General features: G+C 72.8%; 24 protein-coding genes and 1 pseudogene. 15 read left to right on the forward strand and 10 right to left on the reverse strand.

The features are described 5' to 3' along the window. Positions 1 to 114 precede the first annotated feature (114 nt). Both IH44_RS0117500 and IH44_RS41135 read right to left on the reverse strand, forming a co-directional pair. Complete coding sequence (locus IH44_RS0117500; RefSeq protein WP_030460518.1) at positions 115 to 486, reverse strand: helix-turn-helix domain-containing protein; 372 nt, start codon at positions 484 to 486, stop codon at positions 115 to 117. After that, complete coding sequence (locus IH44_RS41135) at positions 483 to 779, reverse strand: thiamine-binding protein (RefSeq protein ID WP_232794979.1); 297 nt, start codon at positions 777 to 779, stop codon at positions 483 to 485. The genes IH44_RS0117500 and IH44_RS41135 overlap by 4 nt, the downstream gene beginning before the upstream one ends. Positions 780 to 1,143: 364 nt before the next feature. Here IH44_RS41135 and IH44_RS0117510 point away from each other — a divergent pair, with 364 nt between their 5' ends. The 13 genes and pseudogenes from IH44_RS0117510 (at position 1,144) to IH44_RS0117570 (ending at position 16,324) form a co-directional block, all read left to right on the forward strand. Next, positions 1,144 to 1,989, forward strand: coding sequence for a TIM barrel protein (locus IH44_RS0117510; RefSeq protein WP_030460520.1), 846 nt, complete (start codon positions 1,144 to 1,146; stop codon positions 1,987 to 1,989). A gap of 72 nt (positions 1,990 to 2,061) precedes the next feature. Then, entirely contained in the window at positions 2,062 to 2,949 is an 888-nt protein-coding gene (locus tag IH44_RS0117515; RefSeq protein ID WP_030460521.1) for a 2-hydroxy-3-oxopropionate reductase, read from the forward strand. Positions 2,950 to 3,374: 425 nt separating this feature from the next. Next, positions 3,375 to 4,499, forward strand: coding sequence for a glycerate kinase (locus IH44_RS0117520; RefSeq protein WP_030460522.1), 1,125 nt, complete (start codon positions 3,375 to 3,377; stop codon positions 4,497 to 4,499). A gap of 113 nt (positions 4,500 to 4,612) precedes the next feature. Then, positions 4,613 to 5,968 carry an allantoinase AllB gene (gene allB / locus IH44_RS0117525; RefSeq protein WP_030460523.1) on the forward strand — a complete coding sequence of 452 codons (1,356 nt, stop codon included), beginning with the start codon at positions 4,613 to 4,615 and terminating at the stop codon, positions 5,966 to 5,968. A gap of 29 nt (positions 5,969 to 5,997) precedes the next feature. Beyond that, on the forward strand, positions 5,998 to 7,146 hold the full coding sequence (gene alc, locus IH44_RS0117530) for an allantoicase (protein WP_030460524.1): 1,149 nt from the start codon (positions 5,998 to 6,000) through the stop codon (positions 7,144 to 7,146). Between the two features lie 129 nt (positions 7,147 to 7,275). Continuing rightward, a complete protein-coding gene (locus tag IH44_RS0117535) occupies positions 7,276 to 8,736 on the forward strand; it encodes a catalase (protein WP_030460525.1) in 1,461 nt (486 codons plus the stop codon). A 182-nt stretch (positions 8,737 to 8,918) separates the two neighbouring features. Next, positions 8,919 to 9,707 (forward strand): IclR family transcriptional regulator, encoded by a 789-nt coding sequence (locus IH44_RS0117540; RefSeq protein ID WP_081966937.1) that lies wholly within the window; start codon positions 8,919 to 8,921, stop codon positions 9,705 to 9,707. 52 nt (positions 9,708 to 9,759) lie between these two features. After that, positions 9,760 to 10,389 carry a GNAT family N-acetyltransferase gene (locus IH44_RS0117545; RefSeq protein WP_030460527.1) on the forward strand — a complete coding sequence of 210 codons (630 nt, stop codon included), beginning with the start codon at positions 9,760 to 9,762 and terminating at the stop codon, positions 10,387 to 10,389. A 49-nt stretch (positions 10,390 to 10,438) separates the two neighbouring features. Next, entirely contained in the window at positions 10,439 to 11,596 is a 1,158-nt protein-coding gene (locus IH44_RS0117550; RefSeq protein WP_030460528.1) for a tetratricopeptide repeat protein, read from the forward strand. A gap of 300 nt (positions 11,597 to 11,896) precedes the next feature. Then, positions 11,897 to 12,168, forward strand: a pseudogene (locus IH44_RS49725) (hypothetical protein); the annotation flags it as partial. 268 nt (positions 12,169 to 12,436) lie between these two features. Further along, on the forward strand, positions 12,437 to 14,599 hold the full coding sequence (gene helR / locus IH44_RS0117560) for an RNA polymerase recycling motor ATPase HelR (protein WP_030460530.1): 2,163 nt from the start codon (positions 12,437 to 12,439) through the stop codon (positions 14,597 to 14,599). Between the two features lie 67 nt (positions 14,600 to 14,666). After that, positions 14,667 to 15,368 carry a DUF6193 family natural product biosynthesis protein gene (locus IH44_RS0117565; RefSeq protein WP_030460531.1) on the forward strand — a complete coding sequence of 234 codons (702 nt, stop codon included), beginning with the start codon at positions 14,667 to 14,669 and terminating at the stop codon, positions 15,366 to 15,368. After that, the gene (locus IH44_RS0117570) at positions 15,365 to 16,324 is read left to right on the forward strand and encodes an alpha/beta hydrolase (RefSeq protein ID WP_051817012.1); all 960 of its coding nucleotides are present in this window, start codon (positions 15,365 to 15,367) and stop codon (positions 16,322 to 16,324) included. Before IH44_RS0117565 ends, IH44_RS0117570 begins: the two co-directional genes overlap by 4 nt. Here the strand turns inward: IH44_RS0117570 and IH44_RS0117575 are convergent. Both IH44_RS0117575 and IH44_RS46545 read right to left on the reverse strand, forming a co-directional pair. Further along, the gene (locus IH44_RS0117575) at positions 16,321 to 16,869 is read right to left on the reverse strand and encodes a pyridoxamine 5'-phosphate oxidase family protein (RefSeq protein WP_051817010.1); all 549 of its coding nucleotides are present in this window, start codon (positions 16,867 to 16,869) and stop codon (positions 16,321 to 16,323) included. The genes IH44_RS0117570 and IH44_RS0117575 overlap by 4 nt on opposite strands. Further along, positions 16,866 to 17,138, reverse strand: coding sequence for a hypothetical protein (locus tag IH44_RS46545; protein ID WP_030460534.1), 273 nt, complete (start codon positions 17,136 to 17,138; stop codon positions 16,866 to 16,868). Before IH44_RS46545 ends, IH44_RS0117575 begins: the two co-directional genes overlap by 4 nt. A 363-nt stretch (positions 17,139 to 17,501) precedes the next feature. On the opposite strand from IH44_RS46545, the gene pyrE reads away from it, so the two are divergent. Then, a complete protein-coding gene (pyrE, locus tag IH44_RS0117585; RefSeq protein ID WP_030460535.1) occupies positions 17,502 to 18,026 on the forward strand; it encodes an orotate phosphoribosyltransferase in 525 nt (174 codons plus the stop codon). A gap of 110 nt (positions 18,027 to 18,136) precedes the next feature. Beyond that, positions 18,137 to 18,850 carry an HAD family hydrolase gene (locus tag IH44_RS0117590; protein WP_030460536.1) on the forward strand — a complete coding sequence of 238 codons (714 nt, stop codon included), beginning with the start codon at positions 18,137 to 18,139 and terminating at the stop codon, positions 18,848 to 18,850. Between the two features lie 100 nt (positions 18,851 to 18,950). Here IH44_RS0117590 and IH44_RS0117595 read toward each other — a convergent pair whose 3' ends face one another. From IH44_RS0117595 to IH44_RS0117620, 6 genes are all read right to left on the reverse strand, one after another. Beyond that, on the reverse strand, positions 18,951 to 19,298 hold the full coding sequence (locus tag IH44_RS0117595; protein ID WP_157852358.1) for a hypothetical protein: 348 nt from the start codon (positions 19,296 to 19,298) through the stop codon (positions 18,951 to 18,953). Between the two features lie 256 nt (positions 19,299 to 19,554). Then, on the reverse strand, positions 19,555 to 19,935 hold the full coding sequence (locus IH44_RS0117600; RefSeq protein WP_030460538.1) for a hypothetical protein: 381 nt from the start codon (positions 19,933 to 19,935) through the stop codon (positions 19,555 to 19,557). A 62-nt stretch (positions 19,936 to 19,997) separates the two neighbouring features. After that, entirely contained in the window at positions 19,998 to 21,962 is a 1,965-nt protein-coding gene (locus IH44_RS0117605; protein WP_232794981.1) for a TniQ family protein, read from the reverse strand. Between the two features lie 36 nt (positions 21,963 to 21,998). Then, positions 21,999 to 23,279 carry a TniB family NTP-binding protein gene (locus IH44_RS0117610; protein ID WP_030460540.1) on the reverse strand — a complete coding sequence of 427 codons (1,281 nt, stop codon included), beginning with the start codon at positions 23,277 to 23,279 and terminating at the stop codon, positions 21,999 to 22,001. Next, positions 23,276 to 25,534, reverse strand: coding sequence for a transposase (locus tag IH44_RS0117615; protein ID WP_030460541.1), 2,259 nt, complete (start codon positions 25,532 to 25,534; stop codon positions 23,276 to 23,278). The genes IH44_RS0117610 and IH44_RS0117615 overlap by 4 nt, the downstream gene beginning before the upstream one ends. Beyond that, positions 25,534 to 26,313, reverse strand: coding sequence for a TnsA-like heteromeric transposase endonuclease subunit (locus IH44_RS0117620; protein ID WP_035955457.1), 780 nt, complete (start codon positions 26,311 to 26,313; stop codon positions 25,534 to 25,536). The genes IH44_RS0117615 and IH44_RS0117620 overlap by 1 nt, the downstream gene beginning before the upstream one ends. Positions 26,314 to 26,496 lie beyond the last annotated feature (183 nt).

Genomic DNA, 26,496 nt, shown 5'->3' on the forward strand with positions numbered 1-26,496 from the left:
AGATGGGCCGCAACAGGCCGTCAACACTTTGTTGAACTGTTTGTGCTGACAGCACACGGCGCCGGGTCCGCGACCCGGCGCCGTGTGCGATCCGCCAAAGCAGGGCCCGGCGGGTCAGTCCTTCTCCTGCCGGTTCAGGTAGTTGTACACGGTGAACCGGCTGACCCCGAGCGCCGACGCGACCGTCTCCACCCCGTGGCGGACGGTGAATGCGCCGCGCTCCTCCAGCAGGGCGACGACCCGCTGCTTGTCCGCGCGGTCCAGCTCGGTCAGCGGCCGCCCGTCGAACTGCCGGACCATCTCGGCCAGCAGCCGGTCCAGCGCACTGCTCAGGTGCGGCAGCCGCACCGCCAGCGCGGGCGCGCCGTCCCACTCCAGGACGACGTCCTCCGCGCGGGCCTCGGCCGGCGCGACCGCGGTCGCGCCGACCGCGTCCAGCAGTGGCCGCAGGGCGGCGGTGAGCGGGTGGTCCAGGGCGTCGCTCACTGCTTATCCCCTCCTTCGGATCCTTCCGGCCCGGGCGCCGCGGGGGTGCCGGGCCGCTCGTCCAACACACTGACCTGGACCGAGATCCGGCTCGCCCCCGCCGCCAGGGTCTCCCGCAGCAGTCGGGTGACGGCGGCCAGGGCCGGCTCGGCGTCGCCCTCGGCGCTGGTGCCGAACGGCCCGACCGAGACGGCGAGGCCCGCCTCGTCCACCACCCGGCGCGCGGCCTTGGCGTGCTCGGGGAACCCGTCCAGTTCGAACGGCTCTGTCGTGAACTCCACCATCAATCGCACCCGCCCACCTTAGACCGACCGGCAAATGGAGGGCGGCGTCGCGGGCCGATGGCTGTCGCCCGGACGGCTTCTCCTCAGTCGCCGTGGCTTCGCCACGGCTCCCTCGTCGGCACCGCCCGGACTCGGCCCTCGACCCGCTCCTTCACCCACCCTCCATTTGCCGGTCGGTCTCATCGATCCGCCCGGTCTGGTCGATCGGACAGTGCCGTCCCGCAGCGCGGCCGGGAGTTCGGCTGCTTCAACAAATTGTTGCGACGTTCTTGACAGTCCGGCCGGGCGGCGGAGAAGCTTCCATCAAGCAGAATCCAGCTTCCGGATCGTGGAAGTTGCCCGGCGGGCGCCGCCCGGCGAGAGAGCGATTGAGGTGAACGACGTGACCGCTGCCGCCCAGCACCGCTTCACGGTCAACCTGTCCATCCTGTTCGGCGAACTGCCGCTGCTGGAGCGGCCCGCCGCCGCGGCCGCGGCCGGCTTCACCGCCGCCGAGCTCTGGTGGCCGTTCGGCGAGGACCACGCCCCCGGCAACGCCGAACTCGACGCCCTGGCAAGCGCGTTCGAGACCGCCGGCGTCCAGCTCACCGGCCTCAACTTCGTCGACGACCTGACCCGCGGCGCCCGCGGCACGCTCTCCGTCCCGGCCGAGAGCGAGCGCTTCCGGGAGAACATCCCGGTCGCCACCGCCCTCGCCGAACGCCTCGGCACCGGCGCGCTCAACGCCCTCTACGGCAACCGCGTCCCCGACGCCGACCCCGCCGAACAGGACGCCCTCGCGCTGGAGAACCTCGCCCTCGCCGCCCGGGCCGCCCACTCCGTCGGCGCGGTCCTGCTGGTCGAGACCCTCAACAAGGCGGAGTCCCCGGACTACCCGCTGGTCACCGCCGCCGCCGCGGTCGACGTCGTCGACAAGGTCAACGCCGCCACCGGCCTCGGCAACGCCAAGTTCCTCTGCGACCTCTACCACCTCGCCCGCAACGGCGAGGACCCGGCCGCCGTCATCGACGCGTACGCCGACCGGATCGGCCACGTGCAGATCGCCGACACCCCCGGCCGCAACGAACCCGGCACCGGCGAACTCGACTTCGAGGACCTGTTCGCCCGCCTCACCGCGGCCGGCTACCGGGGCCGCATCGGCCTCGAGTACCGCCCGGCCGGCGGCGTCAGCGCCGAGAGCTTCGACTGGCTGCCGCGCGAACTGCGCGCCGCGCGCTGAGCCCCGCGCTGAACCCCGGGCGCCGAGCTCTCCTTTCCCCTCAAGACCCTCACACGTAAGGACCCGCACGCGATGAGCCGCAAGATCGCCTTCATCGGCCTCGGCATCATGGGCAAGCCCATGGCCGTCAACCTGGTCAAGGCCGGCCACCACGTCACCGGCTACAACCTCACCCAGGAGCCCATCGACGCCCTGGTCGCGGCCGGCGGCCACGGTGCCGCCTCGATCGCCGAGGCCGTCGCCGACGCCGAGGTCGTCATCACCATGGTCCCCGCCGACCCGCACGTCGAGCAGGCCGTCCTCGGCGAGGGCGGCGTCCTGGAGAACGTCAAGGCCGGCACCCTGGTCATCGACATGTCCAGCATCACCCCGCAGACCTCGATCAAGGTCGAGGCCGCCGCCAGGGCCCGCGGCGTCCGCACCCTGGACGCCCCCGTCTCCGGCGGCGAGGCCGGTGCGGTCGAGGCCGTGCTCTCCATCATGGTCGGTGGTGAGGCCGCCGACTTCGCCGAGGCGAAGCCGCTGTTCGACGCGCTCGGCACCACCGTCGTGCACGTCGGCCCGGCCGGCGCCGGCCAGACCGTCAAGGCCGCCAACCAGCTGATCGTCGCCGTCAACATCCAGGTGCTGGCCGAGGCCGTGGTGTTCCTGGAGAACGCCGGCGTCGACCTCGCCGCCGCCCTCGACGTGCTCGGCGGCGGACTGGCCGGCTCCACCGTGCTGAACCGCAAGAAGGGCAACATGCTCGCCCGCGAGTTCGCCCCCGGCTTCCGGATCGACCTCCACCACAAGGACATGGGCATCGTCACCGACGCCGCCCGCGCCGTCGGCGCCGCGCTCCCGCTCGGCGCGGTCGCCGCCCAGCTCGTCGCCTCCGCCCGCGCCAACGGCGACGGCTCGCTCGACCACTCCGCCCTGCTGCGCGGCGTCGAGCGGCTCTCCGGCCGCGAGGTCAAGTAACCGACGGGCCGGCAACGGGGGCCCGGCCGCTGGAGGCCGGGCCGCCGCAGGCCCGACAACCGACTCCCCCTGGCGGCGTGTACCTGTCCGGTCGCGCCCGCGTCGCCAGGGGGGCACCACCCCCTCCCCGCCGAGGGGAGCCTCCCGCACGTCGGAAGCGGGACGGGAGGTCGGCGGGGAGGGAGACTCCTCACCAGGGGTTCGGGGGACGGCGCGCACCGGCGCCGAACCGCCGGCCGTCTCGGGGCCCGGTGGCGAACCGCCGGCCGTCTCGGGGCCCGGTGGCGAACCGCCGGCCGCCCCGGGGCCCGGCGCCGAACCGCCGGCCGTCTCGGGGCCGGGTGGCGAACCGCCGGCCGTCCCGGGCCCCGCTCCCGCATCCCCCAGCTCCCTGACAGTTCCTCCCCGTGAAAGGCCGGTCCGCCGTGCGAGGTCATGTGGTCGTCGCCCCCGACAAGTTCAAGGGGTCGCTGGAGGGCGCCGAGGTCGCCGCGCGGATCGCCGCCGGGATCCGGCGGGCGGTGCCCGGCCTCGAGGTGCGGGAGCTGCCGGTGGCCGACGGCGGCGAGGGGACGCTCGCGGCGGCGCTCGCGGCGGGCTTCTCCCGGGTCGAGGTGAAGGTCGCCGGGCCGACCGGCCTGCCGGTGGTCGCGGGGCTGGCCGTGAAGGGCGAGACCGCGGTGGTCGAGTTGGCGCAGTCCTCCGGCCTGGCCCGGCTGCCCGGCGGCCGGACCGCGCCGCTGGCGGCGGGCTCGTACGGGGTGGGCCAGCTGATCGCCAAGGCGGTCTCGCTCGGGGCGACCCGGGTGGTGCTGGGCCTGGGCGGCAGCGCCTGCACCGACGGCGGTGCGGGCATGGTGCAGGCGCTGGGCGTCGAGCTGTACGACGCGGACGGCGCCCCGCTGCCGCCCGGCGGGGCCGCGCTGCGCCGGCTGGCCCGGGTGGAGCCGGGCCCGCTCGCGGAGCGGCTGCGCGGGGTGGAGGTGATCGTCGCGTGCGACGTGGACAACCCGCTGCTCGGCCCGCGCGGCGCGGCCGCCGTGTACGGCCCGCAGAAGGGCGCGGACGCCGCCGACCTGGTGGTGCTGGAGGAGGGGCTGACCCGCTGGGCGGACGCGGTCGCCGACCTGACGGGCCGTGAGGTCCGCGGTGCGGCGGGCGCGGGCGCGGCCGGCGGGGTGGGTTTCGCCGCGCTGGCGCTGCTGGGGGCGGCCATGCGGCCCGGCATCGAGCTGCTGCTGGAGCTGCTGGGCTTCGAGCGGGCGGTGCGCGGGGCGCGCCTGGTGGTGACCGGCGAGGGCTGCCTGGACGAGCAGACCCTGCACGGCAAGGCCCCGGCGGGGGTGGCCGCGGCGGCGGCCCGGGCCGGGGTGCCGGTGGCCGCGGTGGCCGGGCGGCTGGAGCTGGCGGAGCGGGAGTGGCGGGCGGCGGGCTTCGTGTCGGCGCTGGCGCTGGCCGACCTGGCGGGCGATCCGGCGGAGTCGATGGCCCGGGCGGGCGAGCTCGCGGAGCTCGCGGGGGAGCGGCTGGCGGCCGCGCTGCTGGCCTGACGGTTTGTTGAATTCTCGTACGTTCACACATTGACGTTTTGTTGAAGGCGAGCCTAGGCTCCCACCACTCCTTCGACCCACCCTCGCTGTTCACGACGCTCGGAGGTCCCCTCATGCCCATCGGCGACACCGCGGTGATCCGCTCCCGGCGGGTGGTCCTGCCGGACGGCGAGCGCCCCGCCGACGTGCTGCTGCGGGCCGGAAAGATCGAGCAGGTCGCCCCGCACGGCACCCTGCTCGCCGGCGACCGGCAGCTCACCGACCTCGGCGACACCGCGCTGCTGCCCGGCCTGGTCGACACCCACGTGCACGTCAACGAGCCCGGCCGCACCGACTGGGAGGGCTTCGCCTCCGCGACCAGGGCCGCCGCGGCCGGCGGCGTCACCACGATCGTCGACATGCCGCTCAACTCGATCCCGCCGACCACCACGGTCGAGGGCCTGGCCGCCAAGCGGAAGACCGCCGACGGTCAGACCTGGGTCGACCTGGGCTTCTGGGGCGGCGCCGTCCCCGGCAACACCGCCGACCTCGAACCCCTGCACCGCGCCGGCGTGTTCGGCTTCAAGTCCTTCCTCGCCCCGTCCGGGGTGGACGAGTTCCCGCACCTGGCCACCCCCGCCGACCTGGAGGCGGCGCTCGCCGAGCAGGCCCGGATCGGCGCGCTGGCGATCATCCACGCCGAGGACCCGGCGGTGCTGGCCGCCGCCCCGCAGGTCCCCGGCACCCACTACCGCGACTTCCTGGCCTCCCGCCCGGACGGCGCCGAGGCCGCCGCGGTCGCCGCCCTGCTGGCCGCCGCCCGCCGCACCGGCGCCCGGGTGCACGTCCTGCACGTCTCCTCCGCCGCCGTGCTGCCGCTGCTGCGGCAGGCCCGCGCCGACGGCGTCGACGTCACCGCCGAGACCTGCCCGCACTACCTGACGCTGGCCGCCGAGGAGGTCCCCGACGGGGACACCGCCTTCAAGTGCTGCCCGCCGATCCGTGACGAGTCCAACCGCGACCTGCTCTGGCAGGCCCTCGCGGACGGCGAGTTCACCGCCGTGGTCTCCGACCACTCGCCCTCCACCCCCGACCTCAAACTCCTCACCCGGCACGGCGGCAGCGGCGACTTCGCCGCCGCCTGGGGCGGCATCGCCTCGCTCCAGCTCGGCCTGCCCGCCGTCTGGACCGAGGCCCGCCGCCGCGGCCACACCCTGGCGGACGTGGTCCGCTGGATGGCCGCCGGCCCCGCCGCACTGGTCGGCCTGACCGGCACCAAGGGCGCCATCGCGCCCGGGTACGACGCCGACCTGGTGGCCTTCGACCCGGACGGCGAACTCACCGTCCGCGCCGAGCGCCTCCACCACAAGAACCCGGTCACCCCCTACGCGGGCCGCACCCTCACCGGTCTGGTCCGGCACACCTGGCTGCGCGGACGGACCGTCGACCCCGACGGCGCCCCGCACGGCCGCCAGATCACCCGACCCTGACAGTCCAACGCCGATAGAAGGAGCACCAGTTGAGTACTGACCTGACCTCGAACGCGCCGTTCACCGAGCTGGTCGACCTGGCCTCCCGGCTGCTCGGCGCGGGCGTGGTCGCCACCAACGAGGACACCTTCGCGGACGCCGAGAACCTGCTGGTCGCCCAGCCCGCCGAGTTCCGCCCGCACACCTTCGGCCACAAGGGCCAGATCATGGACGGCTGGGAGTCCCGCCGCCGCCGCGGCGCGAGCGCCGAGCAGCCGCACCCCACCGACGAGGACCACGACTGGGCGGTCGTCCGGCTCGGCGTCGCGGGCCGGATCCGCGGCGTGGTCGTCGACACCGCGCACTTCACCGGCAACTACCCCGAGACCGCGTCCGTGCAGGCCGCGTCCGTACCCGGCCACCCCTCGCCCGAGGAGCTGGCCGCCGCCGAGTGGACCGACCTGGTCCCGCGCACCGCGCTCGAGGGCGACACCGCGCACCTGTTCCCGGTCGACGACCCGACCCGCTGGACCCACGTCCGCCTGAACATCTGGCCCGACGGCGGCGTCGCCCGGCTGCGGGTGCACGGCGAGGTGCTGCCCGACCCGCGCGACCTGGCCGGCCTCACCTTCGACCTGGCCGCCCAGGAGCACGGCGGCGTCGCCGAGGCCGCCTCGGACCGCTACTTCTCCTCCCCGCACAACCTGAACGCTCCCGGTCGCGCCTCCGTCATGGGCGACGGCTGGGAGACCCGGCGTCGGCGCGACAAGGCCAACGACTGGGTGCAGATAGCCCTGGCCGGGGGCGGCGAGGTCCTGGCGGCGGAGGTGGACACCTCCTGCTTCGTCGCCAACGCCCCCGGCTGGGCCGAACTCGTCGGCACCGACGGGGAGAAGGAGACCGTCCTGCTGCCGCGCACCCGCCTGCAGCCCGACACCCGCCACCGCTTCCGGCTCCCCGCGGGCACCCCCGTCACCCACGTCCGGATCAACGTCTACCCCGACGGCGGCCTCGCCCGCCTGCGCCTCACCGGCCGCCTCACCCCCGCCGGCCAGGACGCCCTCGCGCTGCGCTGGTTCAACGCGCTCCCCGCGCGGGAGGCCCGCGCGGCGCTCGCCGCGGCCGGCCTCGCCGAGGACCTCGCCGAGGCCCGCCCGCTCGCCGACGCGACGGCCGTCCGGCCGCTGTACGCGCACTGACGGCGCGTCACTCCGCGCACTGACGGCGCGTCACCCCGCGCGCTGACGGCGCGCCACCCTCCGCGAGCCGTCAGCGCGCCACCACCCCCGCACTCCTCCTGTTCTCTGCACGCCCGAGAAGGATCACCCATGCCCAAAACCCTCAGCACCGAGTCCGGCGCGCCCGTCGCCGACAACCAGAACAGCGCCTCGGCCGGCGAGTACGGCCCGCTGCTGGTGCAGGACCAGCACCTGCTGGAGAAGCTGGCCCGGTTCAACCGCGAGCGGATCCCGGAGCGGGTGGTGCACGCCCGCGGGTCGGGCGCGTACGGGTACTTCGAGGTGACCGACGAGGTCTCGCAGTACACCCGGGCCGCGTTCCTCTCGCAGGTCGGCAAGCGCACCGAGCTGTTCCTGCGCTTCTCCACCGTGGCGGGCGCGCTCGGCGCCAGCGACGCGGTGCGCGACCCGCGCGGCTTCGCGGTGAAGTTCTACACCGAGCAGGGCAACTACGACCTGGTCGGCAACAACACCCCGGTGTTCTTCATCAAGGACCCGATCAAGTTCCCGGACTTCATCCACTCGCAGAAGCGCGACCCGTACACCGGCATCCAGGAGCCCGACAACGTCTGGGACTTCTGGGCGCACTCGCCGGCCTCCACCCACCAGATCACCTGGCTGTTCGGTGACCGCGGCATCCCGGCCTCCTACCGGCACATGAACGGCTACGGCTCGCACACCTACCAGTGGGTCAACGCCGAGGGCCGGGCGCACTGGGTGAAGTACCACTTCAAGACCAACCAGGGCGTCCGCTCGCTGGACGCCGCCCAGGCCGCCGAGACCGCGGGCGGCGACGCCGACAGCCACCAGCGCGACCTGCACCAGGCGATCGAGCGCGGGGTGTTCCCGTCCTGGACGCTGTACGTGCAGCTGATGCCGGTCGAGGACGCCGCGGACTACCGGTTCAACCCGTTCGACCTGACCAAGGTGTGGCCGCACGCCGACTACCCGCTGGTCAAGGTCGGCCGGCTGGTGCTCAACCGCAACCCGGAGAACGTGTTCGCCGAGGTCGAGCAGGCCGCGTTCTCGCCGAACAACTTCGTCCCCGGCATCGGCCCCTCGCCCGACAAGATGCTCCAGGGCCGCCTGTTCGCCTACGCCGACGCCCAGCGCTACCGGCTCGGCGTCAACCACACCCAGCTGCCGGTCAACGCCCCGCGCGCCGCCGAGGCCGCCAACTACGGCCAGGACGGCTACGCCGCGCTCAACCCGAACGGCCGCGGCAAGAACTACGAGCCCAACTCGTACGGCGGCCCCGCCCAGACCGACGAGCCGCTGCACGCCCCGCAGCCGCTCACCGGCCACACCGGCACCTACACCACCCCCGCGCACAGCAAGGACGACGACTTCTTCCAGGCCGGCGAGCTCTACCGGCTGATGACGGAGGACGAGAAGTCCCGGCTGATCGCCAACCTGGCCGGCTCGCTCGCCCAGGTCGGCCGCGACGACGTGGTCGAGAAGAACCTCGCCCACTTCCACGCCGCCGACCCCGACTACGGCAGCCGCCTCGCCGCCGCGGTCGCCGAGCTCCGCTCCGCCCAGGAGGACTGACGCCCCGTCACCCCCTCTCGGGACCGGCCCCGGCGCGCGTGGTGCGCCGGGGCCGGTCCGGCATATGCGTGTCAAGGGCGCGGCCCTCCGCCGGGGCGAATATCCGGTGAGGGGACGGTGCGGAGCCGGTGGGCTGGCTACGCTGGACGGGAGGCGGGACCGGCGGCGGAGGGGGCGGGGCCATGTCGACGGCGAGCAGGGGCCGGGAGGACGGGTTGCTCGGATCGGGCGGCCCCGGCGGCGGGCCGTTCGGGACGCTGCGGCGGGCGCTGCGGCTGCTGGAGGCGGTCGACCGCCGCCCGGACGGCGCGACGCTGGCCGAACTGGCCCGGGAACTGACCCTGCCGCAGGAGCAAGTGCGGCTGCTGGCCGAGGAGTTGGAGACCGAAGGGTACCTGGTCGGGCTGGACGGCGGCTGGGCGCTCGGCGGCGCGTTCACCCTGCTCGGCACCCAGCACCGGGAGCCGATGGTCCGGGCCCGGCTGCACCACCGGCTGGAGGAGCTGCGCGAGGAGCTCGGCGCGGCCGTCTACTTCAGCCGCTACCACGACGGCGAACTCTCGGTCGAGGCGGTCTGCGCGGACGAGCAGGCCCCCGCCGTGCACGAGTGGGCGGACTTCCGGGCCACCGCGCACGCCTCCGCGATCGGCAAGTGCCTGCTCGCCCAACTCGACCACGACGCCCGGCTCGACCACCTCGCCCGGCACCCGGCCGCCCGGCTGACCGCGCGCACCATCACCGAGACCGACCGCCTGCTGCACCGGCTCGACCGGCAGCCCGCCACCGTCCCGGTGCTGGACCTCCAGGAGTACTCGATGGACACGGTCTGCGCGGCCGTCCCGATCGTGGCCGGCAGCACCGTCGGCTGCCTGGCCACCTCGCTGCCGGTCGCCCAGGCCCACCGGCTGCGCGAGGTCGCCGAACTGCTGGCCGCCCGGGCGACGCCGCTGATGCTGGCGATGGCGGTCTGACCACCCGTCAACCCGCTTGTCGAACAGTGCGTTCGAAGGAAGGATGCCGGGGATGAGCGACCATCCCCGACGGCCCGCCGTCCGCCCGTACCGGCCCGCCGACCGGGCCGCGCTGTACGACATCTGCGTGCGCACCGGCGAACTCGGCGGCGACTCCCGGCAGACCTACCCCGACCACGACCTGCTGCCGACCATCTTCGCCGCCCCCTACGCCGTCCTCGAACCGGACCTGGCGTTCGTCCTGGACGACGGCACCGGCCGCGCCGTCGGCTACGTGCTCGCCACCGCCGACACCCCGACGTTCGTGCGGCGCTTCCGCGACGAGTGGCTGCCCACCGTCACCGACCGCTACCCGCCGCCGACCGGCGAACCGGCCACCCCCAGCGAGGTGATGGTCCAGCTGCTGCACACCCCCGAGCGGCTCCTGCTGCCCGAACTCGCCGCCCACCCCGCCCACCTACACATCGACCTGCTCCCCAGCCACCAGCGGGCGGGCCACGGACGGCAGTTGATGCACACCCTGCTCGACGCCCTGGCCGCCAAGGGCGTCCCGAAGGTCCACCTCGGCATGGTCACCGCCAACACCGCCGCCCGCGCCTTCTACGACCGCCTCGGCTTCCACCCCCTCCCCGTCCCCGACCCCGGCCCGCTCACCTACCTGGGCCGCCGCACCGGCGGCTGAACCCGCCCGCTACGATCGCGGCCCGCCGAACGAGAAGGACGACGCACCGATGGGCCTGTTCTCCCACCGCAAGACCGGCCGGGCCGCCGGGATCCTCCACGAGGCCCAGCAGGCCCGCGAGAAGGGCGACTTCCCGGCCGCCGAACGCCTGGGCCGCCGGGCGGCCGGACTGTACGCCGAGGCGGTCGGCTCCGGTGCGCACCAGACGGCCGCCGCCGAGGCGCTGGTGGGCGCCGTGGTGCACGCCCAGGGCCGCGGCGAGGAGGCCGAGCGCGGGCTGCGCGCGGCCCTGGCCGTCGCGGGCCTGACGGCCGACGGCGAGGTGCTGCTGCGGGCGGACCTCGCCAACGTGCTGCGCAAGGAGGGCCGCTACCAGGAGGCGGTCCAGGAGATCAGGACCGCGCTGGCGCTCCGCGGGAAGAGCGAACTGAGGCTGTCGGTGCGCCAGTCCTGCGCCCTGCTGCTGGGCGAACTGGGACAGCACCGGGAGGCCGCCGAGCAGTTCGCCGCACTGGTCGCCGACACCGGTCGGGGCACGCCGCAGATGCGGACCTTCGCGGCGGCGATGGAGAGCAACCTGCTCACCCAGCTCATCTACCTGGGCGAGCACGCCGAGGCGGACCGCCTGGTGGCCGGGATCCGCGAGCGGGCCGCCACCGGGTGGGAGCCGGAGGCCACCTTGACCAGGGTCTCGGCGGCCAACAGCCGGGCGCTGAGCCTGTGCCTGCGCGGCCGGCACGCCGAGGCGGAGGAACTGCTGCGGCAGGGCCTGGCGGCCGGCCCGTCCCGGGAGCAGTTCGTCCAGATCCTGAACGTCAACCTGGTGCGCGCGCTGCTCGGCCAGGGCCGGGTCGAGGAGGCCGGGCAGGCGCTGGACACCGCGCTGGCCGCGGCAGGGAAGCTGCCCGCGCCGTCCGACCACGACCGCTCCTCGCTCGGCCTGGCCACCGCCAACCTCCGCCTGGCGCAGGGCGACGCCGCCGGGGCCGGAGCGGCCGCCCGCGAAGGGCTCGCGCTGTGCCCGCCCAGCCGGAAGCCCACCCACCGGGCCCTGGAGCTGCGCACCGCGCTCGGCACTGCCGAGACCCGGCAGGGCCGGGGCACGGACACGCTCACCGCCGCGCTGGCGGACTGGGAGGAGCACTTCGGGCCGGCGCACCACGGCGCGGCCGCCGCCCGCGACGCCCTGGCGGCACCGGCGGGCTGAGGCGCCGGCGGGCGGCGGCATTGGAGGGTTGGGGTGCAGGGGGGTTGAGGCGCAGGTAGCGCGAAGAGGCCCGCCGACCGGATCGGGGGCGATCCGGTCGACAGGCCCGTACCGTTCGACGTGTCCCCTCAACCACCGGTGGATCCTCCCCAACGGGTGGCAGCACGTCGACCGCGAAGCTCACCTGAGCGGCTGAGGCTTCCTTCGCGCTGATCACGTTAGTCGGCCGGGACCGCCGCGGGTTGGCACTGCGTCCACAACGAATTGGCGATCTGTCTCCACTGCGGCGCGCCTCCCGCCGCGCGGGCCGCCGACCTGTTCACGTTCAGCGCCAGCTTCACCGGGGCCGCGCTGCGGCTGCGGCTGACCGACCACCGCAGGGCCCAGGTGCTGCTGCGCGGCGCCGCCCCGTCATCGAGGAGACCGTCCGCGCGGCCCCCGCCCGACCTGCGCAAGACCTGACCGTCCGCCCGCCCGCCAGCGCCCGCCCGTCCGCCGTGTACGAGCACGTCCCCGGCGCGGTCGAGGAGACCGCCGGGTCGATCGCGGCCCGGCGTGAGAACGGCAGCTGACCGGCCGGGCGGGCGGCCCTGGACAGCGGGCGCCGGGTGGCGGAGGATGCGCGCGGACGCCCCCGGGAACGCGAAAGGCAGGGAGCTCGCGCTCTCCTGCCGTTATCAAACTTATACCGCAAGGGGGGCCTTGCCGCAAGGCCCCCTCGATGCCGCACAATCGCTGATCTGAACCGGGGAACCCGCGCGAACAGCACAGACGGGGCAGACCGCGAGCAGCACGCGGACGGAGCGCGGCCCACCCGGCAGCGGATCGGAGTCACCACCCATGAACCAGCCGACGACCAGCGCCTTCGACCTGCCCGAGCGGCTCGCCGCCAAGGCGGACCCGGCCCTGATCGCCGCCGACGACCGGCACTTCGCCGAGGTCGCCGACACCCTGAGCCGGGACACCGCGGAGCTGACCGCGCGCCTCGAACAGGTGCGCCGCAGCCCCGGCGGGGCCGGGCAGGCCGCGATGGACCGCGACAACGAGGTGCACCAACTCTCCGCCCGGCTGCGCACCCTGAGCCGCTTCGGCCACGACCTGTGCCTGGGCCGGATCGTCCGCGCCGACGACCCCGAGCCGGTCTACATCGGCCGCCTCGGTCTCGCCGACGCCGACGGCCGCCGCCTGCTGGTCGACTGGCGCTCGCCCGCCGCCGAACCCTTCTTCGCCGCCACCCACGCCAACCCGATGGGCCTGGCCAGCCGCCGCCGCTACCGCTGGCAGCGCGGCCGGGTCGGCGACTACTGGGACGAGGTGTTCACCGCCGACGGCCTGGAGGGCCACGCCGCGCTGGACGACCAGTCCGCGTTCATCGCCAGCCTCGGCAGCTCCCGTTCCGCGCGGATGCGCGACGTGCTGGCCACCATCCAGGCCGACCAGGACGCCATCATCCGGGCCGGCTCGCGCGGCGCCCTGGTGGTCGACGGCGGCCCCGGCACCGGCAAGACCGTGGTCGCCCTGCACCGCACCGCCCACCTGCTGTACTCCGACCCGCGCCTGGGCCACCGCAAGGGCCGGGTCCTGTTCGTCGGCCCGCACCAGCCGTACCTGGCGTACGTCGCCGACGTGCTGCCCAGCCTCGGCGAGGAGGGCGTGCAGACCTGCACGCTGCGCGACCTGCTGCCCGAGGGGGCCGCCGTCGCCCCCGAACCCGACCCCGAGGTGGCCCGGCTGAAGGCCGCCGCCGGCATGGTGCACGCGATCGAGAAGGCCGTCGCCGTCTACGAGGAGCCGCCCGCCGAGGGCCGCAAGCTCTCCACCGAGTGGTACGAGCTGTGGATCGACCCGGAGGACTGGTCCGAGGCGTTCGCCGCCCCCGGCCCCGGCGTCCCGCACAACGAGGCCCGGCAGCAGATCCTGGACGAGCTGATCACCATCCTGCTCGACAAGAACGCCGACTCCTTCGACGACGAGGAGGACGGCATCTCGCCCGAGGTGCTCCGCCGCGAACTGCGCCGCGACCCCGAACTGCTCGGCGCGCTGCGCCGCGCCTGGCCGATCCTGGAGCCCACCGACCTGGTCGGCGACCTGTGGACCGTCCCCGCCTACCTGCGGCTGTGCGCGCCCTGGCTGAGCCGCGAGGAGATCCGCACCCTGCAGCGCACCGACCCCGCCGCCTGGACGCTCGCCGACCTGCCGCTGCTGGACGCCGCCCGCCGCCGCCTCGGCGACACCGACGCCGACCGCCGCCAGCGCGCCCACCGGGCCCGGCTGGCCGCCGAGCGCGAGATGATGGACGGCGTGGTCGACCACCTGCTGAACGCCGACTACGACAGCGAGGGCGCGGTCGCCATGCTGCGCGGCGCCGACCTGCGCGAGGCGCTGATCGACCACACCGAGGCCGAACCCGTCGACCCCGACCTGCTGGCCGGGCCGTTCGCGCACATCGTGGTGGACGAGGCGCAGGAACTCACCGACGCCGAGTGGCAGATGCTGATCGCCCGCTGCCCGTCCCGCTCCTTCACCATCGTCGGCGACCGGGCCCAGGCCCGGCACGGCTTCACCGAGTCGTGGACCGAACGCCTGGAGCGGGCCGGCCTGGACCGGGTCACCCTCACCTCGCTGACCGTCAACTACCGCACCCCGGAAGAGGTGATGGCCGAGGCCGAGCCGGTGATCCGGGCCGCCCTGCCCGACGCCAACGTGCCCACCTCGATCCGGCGCAGCGGCCTGCCCGTCCACCACGGCGCCCGCGCCGAACGCGACGCGCTGCTGGACGCCTGGCTGGCCGAGCACCCCGAGGGCACCGCCTGCGTGATCGGCGACCCGTCCTTCCTCGGCGGGGGCCGGGTCCGCTCGCTCAGCCCCGAACTGGTCAAGGGCCTGGAGTTCGACCTGGTGGTGATCGTCGACCCGGAGGCGTTCGGCGACGGCATCGAGGGCGCCGTCGACCGCTACGTGGCGATGACCCGCGCCACCGGGCAGCTCGCGGTCCTGCGCTGACCGCTCCCGCGCGGCCGCCCCGGTGAATCCGCCGCGGGCGGCCCGCACTTCGCGCATACTCGACCGCATGACCGAGGAACCGGCGGCCGACCACGCCCGCCACTACCCCGACCTGGTGCGGGCCGGATCGCTGCGCGCCGCGCTCGGGACGGCCCTGCCGCCGGACACGCCCGACCGCTACCCGGACTCGGTGCGGGCCGAGGCGGGCGAGCGGGGGGTGTCGGTGGTGGCGGTCGCCGGGGAACGCGGCTTCCGGGTCCTGTGCTGGGCCCGGACGATCCACATGGCCGGCGGCACCACCGACGACCTGGCGGCGGCCGCCGGGGCGGTGGAGCAGTGGCTGCGGCCGGTTCCGGTGCGCGAACTCACCGACCGGTGGCCCTTCCTGGAGGTCGGGAGCCTCGCCGAGGCGTACGAGTGCGGCGACCCCGTCCCGGCCCGCTGGGCGCAGCTGCGGGCCTCCCGGATCCGGCTCCGGCACGCCGCCGAACTGCACGCGTTCATCGAGGCCGCCCACGCCGAACCGCGGCTGCGGGCGCTCTCCCCGGGCATGTCGATGTTCTGGGTGACGTTCAGCCGCCGGGCCGAACGGCCGCTCTGCCGCGACCTCCCGATGGTCGGCGCGCGCGGCGGCGACCGCTACGAGATCCGCCACGGCGAGGGCCGCCGGGAGGTCCGCGAGGTGGACGGCCTCGCGGCCACCCTCGCCGCCGTCCTCGACCTGCTGCCCGCGGACGCCGTGCCCGAGCCCTACCCCCCGATGGTCTGAGCCCCGTGCACAAGCCCCACCTGGACGCGGAGCTGGCCGCCGCGCTGGCCGCCCGGGGCGGCGTGCCCGCCCCGCTGACGCCCGAGAACCTGACGCAGTGGCAGCGGCACGACGCCGCCCGGCGGCCCCGCCCGACCCTGCGGCAACTCGCCGACGGCGGACGGTTCGAGGCCGCCGGGCACGACGCCGACGGCGTCCCGGTCGTCCACGGCCGCCCGGCCGCGGCGACCGGGGTGCTCCCGGCCCTGCTCTACCTGCACGGCGGCGGGCTGATCGGCGGCAACGCGCACGCCGTCCTGCCGCGGGTGCTGCGCGAGCTGGCCGAGCCGCTCGGCCTGGCCGTGCTCTCGGTCGAGTACCCGCTCGCCCCCGCCGCCCGCTACCCGGCCCCGCTGCACGCCTGCCGCACCGCCCTGCGCTGGGCGGCCGCGCACGCCGGACGGCTGCGGATCGACCCGGACCGGATCGTGCTGGCCGGCAAGAGCGCCGGCGGCGGCCTGGCCGCCGCACTCGCCCTGCTGCTGCGCGACGAGGGCGGGCCGGTGCCGGCCGGCCAACTGCTGCTCAGCCCGATGCTGGACGACCGGGGCGCCACCGCCTCCGCCCGGCAGGCCGCCGGGCACGACACCTGGGACGCCGTCTCCAACACCACCGCCTGGCAGGCCGCCCTCGGCCCGCTGCACGGCACCCCCGACCTCCCGCCGCACGCCGCCCCCGCCCGGGCCCACGACCTCTCCGGCCTGCCGCCCGCTTACCTGGAGGTCGGCTCCGCCGAGACCTTCCGCGACGAGGTCACCGCCTACGCCGACACCCTGTGGCGCAGCGGCGCCCACGCCGAACTGCACGTCTGGCCCGGCGCCCCGCACGGCTTCGACACCCTGGCCCCCGGAGCCGCCGTCAGCCGGACGGCACTCGCGGCCCGCCGGGACTGGCTGCGGCGGCTGCTGTTCAGCTAGCCGGCAGCCGGCAGCCGGGTGTCGGTCCAGCCGGTGTCCGTCCAGCCGGTGGCGGTGCGGGTGTGGCGGCGGCGCAGGTGGTGCCGGTCCGGGGCGGCCTGCCAGAACTCGGCCTCGGCGGCGTGCAGGGCGTAGCAGCGCAGGTCGGGCGAGGGGGTGGCGCAGCCGGGGGAGGGGCGGACCGGGCCGCGCAGGCGGACCTGGCGGCCCCGGGCCGGCCAGTAGACGGTCAGCGCGGCGTCCGGGCGGGCGGCGAACTGGCGGGCCTTGGGGGAGTCGGGTTCGGTCCAGAAGTGCCAGGCCGCGGCGGGGAGTTCGACGTCCCGCAGGACGAGCACCCGGGCGTCCGGGCGCCCCTCGGCGTCCACCGTGGCCAGCGTCAGCACCTGCGCGTCCGGGACGCCCGCGGCCAGCGCGTCCAGCAGCCAGGCGGTGAACAGCTCGGCCGGGCCGGTGGGCGCGTGGTCCGGCGCCGGGTAGGCGGGGGCGGCCAGCACCGGGTGCGCGATCAGCGCGCGGACGAGGGGGGTGGGCGAGTCGGTCACGGGGTCTCCGGTGGCGGCGGCGGGGCGTCGGGCGGCATCAGCACGCTGATCCGGTAGGTCGTCGGGTGGGTGAGCCGCCCGCAGAACGTGTCCAGCCGCAGGCGTTCCTCGTCGTGGGTGCGTTCGGCCTGCAGCCGGCGGAAGTACGCCGTGAACTCGGCGTAGTCCTGCGTCGAGTACAGCGGGTGCCACTGCCAGCCCTCGTACCGCGCGGCCTGGCGCCGTCGTGCCGCTTCCTGTCTGCGTTTGCGTCTGTGCTGACCGGGCATGGGGTCCAGCCTGACGGTTCGCGGGGCGGCAGGACAAGCGGGTTTGTGACTCCGAGCGTTAGTCTGCGAGTTCGTCGTTGCCGAGCTGGGGTTTCGACTTGTAGTTTGCGCACCGTTCCGAGCGTTAGTTTGCGAGGAGCCGTCCGGCAGTGGTGACCGTGGGTGACGCATCCGGCTTCTGACAGGTGTCCGCGTACTCGCCGCCTCACTTTGTTGAGCCAGTCAATGGTCTGAGGAAGGCGGGGAGCGACGAGCGAAGGTGAAGTTCGTTGATCAGCGGTCGCCGGTCCCGGTGGCGTCAGCCATGGCCGGGGGAGCCCCCGGTTGCGCGACTGTAACGGTGTGCTGGGACACTGGCTGCCTGTGACGCGCTCAGAGCTTGCCAGCCGTATTCATTCCGTTTCTCACCTCACCGGTGAGTTCGTCCTCCGATCGGGACGTACCGCCACCGAGTACTTCGACAAGTACCGTTTCGAGGGCGACCCTGTCCTTCTGGATGCCATCGCCAAGGAGATGGCCGCGCTGGTGCCGGCCGACATTGAGGTGCTGGCGGGGCTGGAGATGGGCGGCATCCCCGTGGTCACCGCGCTCGGCCGACACACGGGCCTGCCGTGCGCTTTCGTCCGCAAGCAGGCCAAGGAGTACGGAACTTGCCGCCTGGCTGAGGGCGCGGACATCGTCGGCCGACGTGTACTGGTAGTCGAAGACGTGGTCACGAGCGGCGGACAGATCGTGCTCTCGACTGCCGATCTGCGTGCCCTGGGAGCCGACGTTCGCGAGGCTCTCTGCGTCATCGACCGCGAACAGGGCGGCGCCGAGGCCCTCAAGGCCGAGGGGATCGACCTGCTGTCGCTGCTGACGGCCACCGACCTGCGTGCCTCTGCCTGAGCTCCGTTCCAGCCGTGCCGGGCCCGCCGACCGAAGGTCGGTGGGCCCGATGGCTCTCATCGTGATCACGGAACTGTTCCGGATCGGCGCTGCCCACCAGAATGATCGACATGACGATCCGTGGAGTGCTGTTCGATATCGATGGAACCCTGTACGACTACGAGGAGGCCGAGGAGGCTGGTCTTCACGAGCACTTGGAGGCCGAAGGGCTCTCCGGCCGGTTCGCGTCGTCGGCCGAGGCACTGCGAGTGTGGCGGGAAATCAGGGATGAGGAGCACCCGCGGTTCCTGAGCGGCGAGTTGACGTTCGCCGCCCAGAAAGCCGAACGGATACGGCGATTTCTCGCACAGGCTGGGGTGGTCGGCGCACTTGAGTCGACGGACGAGGCCGCTACGGCATGGTTTGCGAGCTATGCGGTGCGGAGGGACGCGATCCGGCGGGCGTTCGACGATGCTCAGCCGACGCTTGGCGCGTTGGCGGGTCGATTCCAACTCGGCGTCGTGTCGAACTCGGTGACCGCGCACCAGCGCGCGAAGCTGGATGCGATCGGGCTGCTCGGTTACTTCACCGAGCCGTTGATCTGCTCCCAGGAACACGGTGCCGCCAAGCCGGCAGCGAGCATCTTCCTGGCGGGTTGCGAGGCCCTGGGGTTGGCGCCCGCCGAGGTGGCCTACGTGGGTGATGACTACGATAAGGACGCGGTCGGGGCGCGGGACGCAGGGTTGCAGGCCATCTGGCTGGACCGCTCGTCTTCCGGAGGCTCCGGTGCCGTGGACGCCGGAATCCGGGTGATCGCCTCCTTGACGGAGCTGATGAATTTGTGATCAGGCAGTGAGCTCGACTTTTACCTTCACGGCTTCAGGGCTGGTCGGTGCTTTGATTCGGAGAACTTTCCGGTGAGGGTCAGCGGCTTACGATTTAGTCTCACTCGGGCGTGAGGATCGCGTTGCCTGCGTCGCTCATCAGGAAGTCCAAGACGGCAGAGCTGGCCCGCTCCGCGACGTTGCGGAGTTCGTCTGCAAGTGCCGGGTTATCGTGCCTGCGGGTGTCAGACGCACCGACGAGGACGTCACTGAGGTGGGAGATTGCGTACAGCAGATTCTCGATCTCGCCGTCCATGAGTCGGCTGCCCGCGGAACGCAGCACCTCCCGCGCCACGTCGCCATCCTGATCGTCCTCGTGGTGAGTGGCTTCGAGGTAGCAATCCGTCTGCTGCAGCCAGGACGAGAGGGCGTCTTCCATCTGCTGATCGACGCTGAGGTTGGGCTCCATGAGTGCGGAGTCTTGCACGATGTTCCGACGCCAGTTCGCATGGGGCTGCCGGAGGGTGCGCGGCCATGGTCACCCACACGGGGATTTCTCGGACAGCGAGGCGGCCTTCTCGTGATCCTGAACTCGACCAAGGGCGTATGCCCCGGCCCGCACACCACAAGCAGGGCACCAAACCACGACGGACCACTGCACAGGGATAGAACGACAACGTGAGCGCCTGGCAGGCCGCTCCTGACAGGGGGTGCCTGTCAGGGGCTCATCCGAAGATGAGCTCCACGTCTTCCGCCACGCAGAACTTCATGACGACTACGAGCTGGTGGCAGTAGTCGATGTGCTGCTGCATCACTGCATCGCCGCCGTCAGCCTCCCACCGTGCAGCGATCTGTTCGAGGCGGGGAATCACAGCACCACACTGGGCAGCTGAGAGTTCGCCGTCGTCGTCCGGGTGATCGAGGAGTGGCTCCAGAGTTGTCGAGACGTCACTCCACAGGCGGTCTCCGCCGAACCTCTGCATCTGGGAGAGCTCGAAGCCCTCGGCTTGTGCCAACCGCTGGCGGAAGCGGTGGAAGCTCGTGCAGGAGAGGCTCAGGTCCGGTGAAGTGACGTCCCCATCACCAGGAAACAGGCACAGTCCCATGTCATCCCCCTACTGTCAGAGCACACATGGTCGACTGCCGGGGGTTCGGCTCGCAAGCGAGTTCATCGTTGGACAGCACTCGCCGGTCGGGCACGTCCGCTCGTACTTACCTGGGCAGGTGCGCTAGCCCCCAGACTGCAGGCTGCCAGCAGACTGTCGGCGTGATCGGCCAGCGCTGGCAGGAGGACCCAGTAGGGGGAACGGGGGCCGGCTCCTCTGATCCGACGGGCAAGATGGATCGCCGGATCCGATGTGATGATGCTGCGGCCCGATGCGGCGAACGGGGGCTGGAAGCACGGGGCGAGGCAGGGCTCGCTGCCAGTGACGCGTGACCAGATGAGTGCGGAGAGAGCTTCCTGCAGTTGGTCTGCCGACGCCGGCGGTTGTCGTTCGTTGGCCGTGACGAAGCGCTCGACGAGCTCAGCGAACGCCTCGTCACCCAGATGCCAGGATTCATGTTGCTGGCGGCGGCGCCGGTAGTCGATGCGGTCGGATGCGGGGATGGCGGCGACGTGGTCGGCCAGCCGGTGGAGGCTGTCACGAAGTTCGTTCGCGCGTTCGTGGGAGCGGAAGGGGATCGACTGCGAGGTCGGGGGCGTCAGTTGGTCGGTGTCGGCCGGGAAGCCGAGATACTCGGCTGCTTGTTGAGCGCCCATGTCTTCGGCGGCCTGAACGAGCAGGACCGCAACAGTGCGCCGGACCCTGCGCGAGTAGGGCAGGAGGGGACGGTCCGTATCGGCCCAGAAGATCCGAAACCATTGGTCGGGGAGTTCCTGGGGGATGTTCTCGGGAGCGAAGTCGTGGCGCTTGCCGATCGTGAGTGTGAGGAGCGAGGCGACGATCTGGCGCCGTGACCAGGCCGAGAAGGGGATACGCCGCGAACTGGGGGCGGGCCTTCGTAGTGTCTGGTGGACGATCGCGCGGCGGGCGGGTGAGGCTTCCTTTTCCAGGAGCTTCCAGGTCGCCCCCCAGCGTTTGTTGTCACGTTCGGGGCATCGGCGGGCCAACTGTCCCAGTTCCTGCGTGAGTTCTCCGTCCGAAAGGCTCAGCATCCGGTCCGCGACGGACAACACCGCGGCGGCGCCCAGGGGCGCGCGAGGCAGGTAGGTCCAGAGGACGCCTTCGTCGCGAGGCGCGCGCTGGGCGTTGAACCCGGGCAGCAGTTTCTCCTGGGCAGCCAGGTGCTCGTCGACGGCGGCTCTCTGGTCGGTGGTGACCATGTCTGCTGTTGCGGGCCAGGTTGCGAGGACAACCGTGGTGATGAACTGGAGGTCAGCGAATGCCGCGAAGGCGTACTCCGGCGCGGTCTTTTCGTCCAGTAGGCAGTCGATACGGGACTGCAGATCCGCGAGGTTCTGCGGCAGGGACTGGGGCGGCAGGTCGACGGGTTGGTCGAGTCGGTGGCCGCAGGTCACTCCGGGCCGTTCGCGTTCGGCATCGTTGCGGCAGCTGGCCGGGTGAAGGCCCTCCAGCCCGGGGTTGCCGATCAGGAGGAGGGAACCGGGCCAGCCCCCGTTGAGCGTGAGGCCGGACGGTCTGCGGCAGCCGGGGCACTCGTGTTCCAGAAACACGCGGTGCTTGACGCAGGCGAAGCTGGGGGCCAGTCGCCAGCGGCGGAGCCATGGACCGCCGTGCAGCTGTTGGACTGCCGAGCCGTCTCCAGCCAGGCAATGGGGGCAGTAGCGGCTGACGGAAGAGAGGATCCAAGGCGGGGCGAGCTGACGGGACTTGGGCGGCCCGCCAGGACCACGGGGCCAGCTCAACGCGTGGGACGCCGGTGGGAACCGGCTGACCAGGGGATTCAGGGTCAGCTGGTCGACGGCCTGAGGGGTGGCCCCGATGATCTGGGCGAAGCGCTCGCGCCTGGCCGGGTCGATGAAGAGCAGACGGCCGCTGGGCGCGATGGTCGAGGTCGTCTGGGCGCCGACGAGTCCGAGCCGCCAGACGATGTGTCCCGGAGGCAGGTGGAGGCGGTGGCCGAGGCGGAGCGCGAAGCCGGGCAGCGACTCGTCCGGCAGCGGGATCAAGCATCTGGCCATGCGGTGGTCGGGGACGGCCATGGCTCAGCCGGCCGATCCGGCCGCCGGGGCGGGCCCGTGGTCGTCGAAGACGGTGTTGCGGCCGCGGCGTCGGCGGGTCGGCTCCGAAGTAGCCGCAAGCGGAGCCGGGTCGACCTCTTCCGGGGCGAGCTGCGAGTCGTCACGACGGATCACGATCTCGTCGAGTGTGCCCTCGTCCAGCACTTCGCGGCCGCTGTCCATCGCTTCCTGGCAGCCGTCCTCGATGAGACGGCTCAGCAGCCCGACGACGCCGTTCGTGCGGCGCATCAGATACTCCGGCATCGTTCCCTCGGTCAGCATGCCCGGTTTGGCGTTCAGCAGCCGCAGGTGAATCTCGATGCCGTGCAGGTGCTGCAGGAACGCGTTGATCTGCTCGCTGGTGGTGTAGCGGAAGCGGTCCATCTCGACCAGCTCGAAGCGGTGCTCGGTCTGGGTGGGCTCCAGGCCGTTGACGCGGGTGGACTCCAGAGAGGGCAGCACCCATTGCTGCTGCTTCGCGCTCCACTTCGCCTCGCGCAGCAACCCGGTGCCGGGGATGTTCACCCCGGTCAGGATCAAAGTGACGCCCAGGCTCATGAGCGCGCGGATCAGGTCGAGCACGTCCTGGTCGTCGGCGCGGTGCATCCGCAGCCGGTTGATGTCGTCCAGCACCAGCGCGCGTACGCCGTGGTCCCGCAGCGTGTCGGCGACCAGCTGGACCAGGCGGGGCAGCGTTGCCGAGGCGCGCATGTCGGCCCGGAAGAACCGCAGGATGGCTAGGCAGGTGCTCTTCGGCGTGGCGGTGACCGGGGTGGAGACATAGACGACCGGCGCGTGCAGGTCAGCGGTGCCGGGAACGGCGGCCGGGTTGAGGAAGTCGTGCAACTGCAGCCATGAGTCCTCGAACGCCGCGCAGACCGCGCTGACCGTGGCGGTCTTGCCGTAGTGGCCGAAGCCGCTGACCATCACCCCGGCCAGCGTCGGGTCGTCCATCTTGAGCGCGTTGCCGTGTAACCGACGCTTGATCAGCCGGGTCACCTTCGCAGCCATCGGGGTCTGCTGCAGCGGCAGATTCACGTTCGTGAGCCGACGGAACATGTCGTAGTCGAAGCGGCGGTCGACGGGCAGCATCGCCCACTGCTTCGGGGTCAGCTGCGGTGGAGGCAGCAGCTGACCGCGGGTGAGCCGGTAGTGCTGCCAGCCCTCAAAGGTGTTGCGGTGCAGCGTGGGCCGCAGTACGAGCTCGGCGAGCCGTTCCCGCGACGGCCACTGGTCCTGCGGGCCGCCTGATCCGGATGCCGTCACGTGTTCTCCAGGGGCTCGTCGTCGGCCTGGTCGGCCGGGGCATGGGCAGGCAGAAGGAACAGGTTGCCGCGCAATGAGTCCTCCAGCAGCGGCGGCGCCGTCAGGGTGGTGGGCTCCGTGCTCTGGCGCCGTCGGCGGCGGTCGGCGTCGACCGCTGCCCGGACGGTTCTGGCGTGGTGTTCCCATGGCTGCGGCATCGCCGCAGGTGCAGAGACGGCGTCGGGCTGCGGTCGGTCGGCGGCCGCTGTCTGGGCCCGCGTCTGCTCGCGCGAGCGGGCGGCCCGGTCCCTCTTCCCGGCCTGGCTCGGCCAGGCCGGGACCGGGGTGACCGAGCCCAGCAGCCCCAGCAGGACTGGCAGCAGTTCGGCGTCCGAGCGCGGGGCGAGCCCAGCTTGCCGGGCCTGTGCGAGCAGGTCGGCCGCGGTCTTGTCGGAGAACGCGGGGACTTCTCCCTCGGGCGGTAGCCCGTTCCAGCGCAGTGTGTGCCAGACCTGGTGGTCGTCGGGATCCTGGAAGAACACGGTGCGTCGGTCGCGCCGGTCGCTGGAGACGGCCCACTTTCCTGCGTGGCGGCCGCCGCGCTGCGACGGCTGCTGGTAGCGGGCCTGGTCGAGGACCGGAGCGTGGTACCAAAGGCCGAGGATCTTGACCCCGCGGCGCGGGTGGATCTTGACGTGGTGCCGGCGAAGCAGTCGGTAGTAGAGCTCCGGCTCGGGAATCCGCAGAGAGAAACCGCCCTGCTGCATTGCCGCCGCGAACAGCGAATTGGGGCTGTGCCGCTCGCCCGGCCCCCAGGCCGGGGCGTACTCGCCCAGTTCCCTGGCCTGCCAGATCCGGACGATCCAGGTGGCGATCAGATGTTCCATCTGGGAAAACGTCAGCACCGCGTCCGCTTCCGGATCGCTTCCGCGGTCGGCGACGTCTGTTCCGGTGAACCCGAGAAGGTGTTCGAACAGCAGCGTCTTGAATGCGGAGAACGCGCGCTCGACGGCGAACTTGTCGGTCGGGCGGAGAGCCCGGGCAGGCAGGACGTTGCAGCCTAACTCCCTCTCGGCAGCTACTAGTTCATGGCTCTTATAGGAGCCGCCATGGTCGGTGGTGACGATCTCCGGAGTGAAGAACGGCAGGGCGGCGACCTCGTGGCCGGCGAACTCGGCCACGATCTCGGCTGGGACGCCGGGATAGGGCCAAGCCATCTCCTCGCCCCAGCCCGGGCGCATCGGCAGAGGCAGCATCACGTCCCGCAGGAGCATGGCGACGTCGACCGACTGATCCGCCTGCGGGGTCAGCCGGAACGCGGGGACCGAGTGCGTGAACAGGTCCAGGCCGATCGTCAGCGTCGCGCTCACCGGATCCCCGAACACCGACTCGCGCAGCTTGACCGGCAGCGGAGTCGAGTCCAGCGCCAGCACCTGCCCCGGCCGGTGGACCACCACCCGGCCCTGGACGCCCGCCTCCTCCGCCGCCGCGGCCGACCGCAGGTAACGCTGTCGGCCGCCCTCCGGGCCGAACCACTCCTGCCAGACCGCTGCCAGCGTGTCCCGGCAGGGCACCTTCTCGGGCGGGAAGTCGGGGAACTTCTCGGCGACGTACTGGTGCAGCAGGCGGTGCTTCGCGCTCATGCTGATCCGTGAGCGGTTCTCGCACTCTTTGCGGACTGCGAAGACCGCCTCGCGAATCTCCGCGGTGACGCTGCGGCGGGGTCCGCGCCGCCGGGTCCACCGGCCGTCTGCGCAGGCCGCCACCAGATCTTGGGGCGCGATCGTGGACAGGCCCTGGAGCGTGCGCAGTCCCAGCCCGGCGAGTCCCAGCACCGCCGCCTCAGTGCGGGGAAGGGCCTTCACTTCGGCGACCTTCGCCCGCCGCCGCTCGGCCAGCGTCGTGGTCGCGGGGTCATAGGCAGGCCGTGGCTCGCCGGACCTGGCCAAGGACGCGGACCCGTCGCGGAACCCGGTCACCGCCTCCCGAACGTGCTCGGCCCGCAGCCGGGCCCGGCGGAGCTGGTCCTCCGTCAGGTCTGCCGGGCCCGGGGGCTGGACGCCCGCTCCCGGAGCTGGTGCGGGCTCGGGCCGTCCCGGCCGGGCATCGGGGTGGTTGACCAGCCATGCGAATGAGCGGACCTTGGCCTGGCCGTCCTCGGTGGTCAGCGTCAACCGTCCGAACTGCGGCTCGATCCCGGTGACCGTCCACTCGACGCCGTCCAGCAGCAGGCGAGCGCCTGCCGCCAGGTCGGGGAGCTTCCGCCCGGCCGCCATCAGATGCCGCCGACGCGTGCGGGCCAGACCAGTGAGGCGTCGCCGAGTGGCCGTCCCAGATCGACGCCCAGGCGCCGGTGCCAGAGCAGATGCGTCGCGTGCACGCGGGCGACGGCCGGGAGCCTGGTCGCTGCCACCAGCTCACCGAACCGCCGCGGCATCGCCGCCGCGAGCAGCTCGCCTTCCAGGCCGAGCCGGTCCGGAAGCGGCCGGCGCTGGGACGACAGGTGGTCCAAGCCGCTCAGCACGTGCTCCCGCCAGCCGACCACCACCGAGTAGCGCCAGCCGCAGGCGGCGGCTGCCTCCCGGGCGGCGGCGAACTTCAGCCGGTCCTCCGGCTTGATCAACCGCTCCGGGCGGACGTCGAAGAGCCAGATACTGCCGCCGGGCATCACCGCCAGGAAGTCAGGGACGTGCCGTGACCGTCCGTCCTTGTGCTCGAAGTCCAGCTCGAACGGTTGCGGCAGGACCTCCGTCACGCCGACGAAGTCCAGGGCGAGGAGCAGGCGCTGTTCCTCCAGCGATTCGAAGCCGTGGTGCCGCCCCGTGGAGACCATGAATTGCAGCCCCGGCCGGTGCCCCTGCCGAGACCGCCACGTGAACTTCCGTACCGGGCGCGATGCCAGCACCGGAACCGACGCCATGTCCCCCAGCGGCCAGGAGACTTCGGTCCCGCCGACCTGCCACGTGCCGACCCAGCGACGCAGCCAGCCGTCGGCCAGCCGAAGACGATCCCCCTCGGCGGCATCGCCCGCGTACGCCAGCACCAGGTCATCCACACCGCACACATCGGACCCGATCAAGGCCCCAGTCGAAGAACCCACCCGACCACAGCACCACAGCCGTGCACCTCAGCGCTGCCAGAGACAGCTCCTGACCACTACTCAGCGTGACTCGACCGACCCCGGACCGTCGCTCGCAAACTAGAGCTCGGAATCGCAATCTATCGATCGGAGTCACAG

Source organism: Kitasatospora sp. NRRL B-11411 (assembly GCF_000721345.1).
Lineage (GTDB): Bacteria > Actinomycetota > Actinomycetes > Streptomycetales > Streptomycetaceae > Kitasatospora > Kitasatospora cineracea.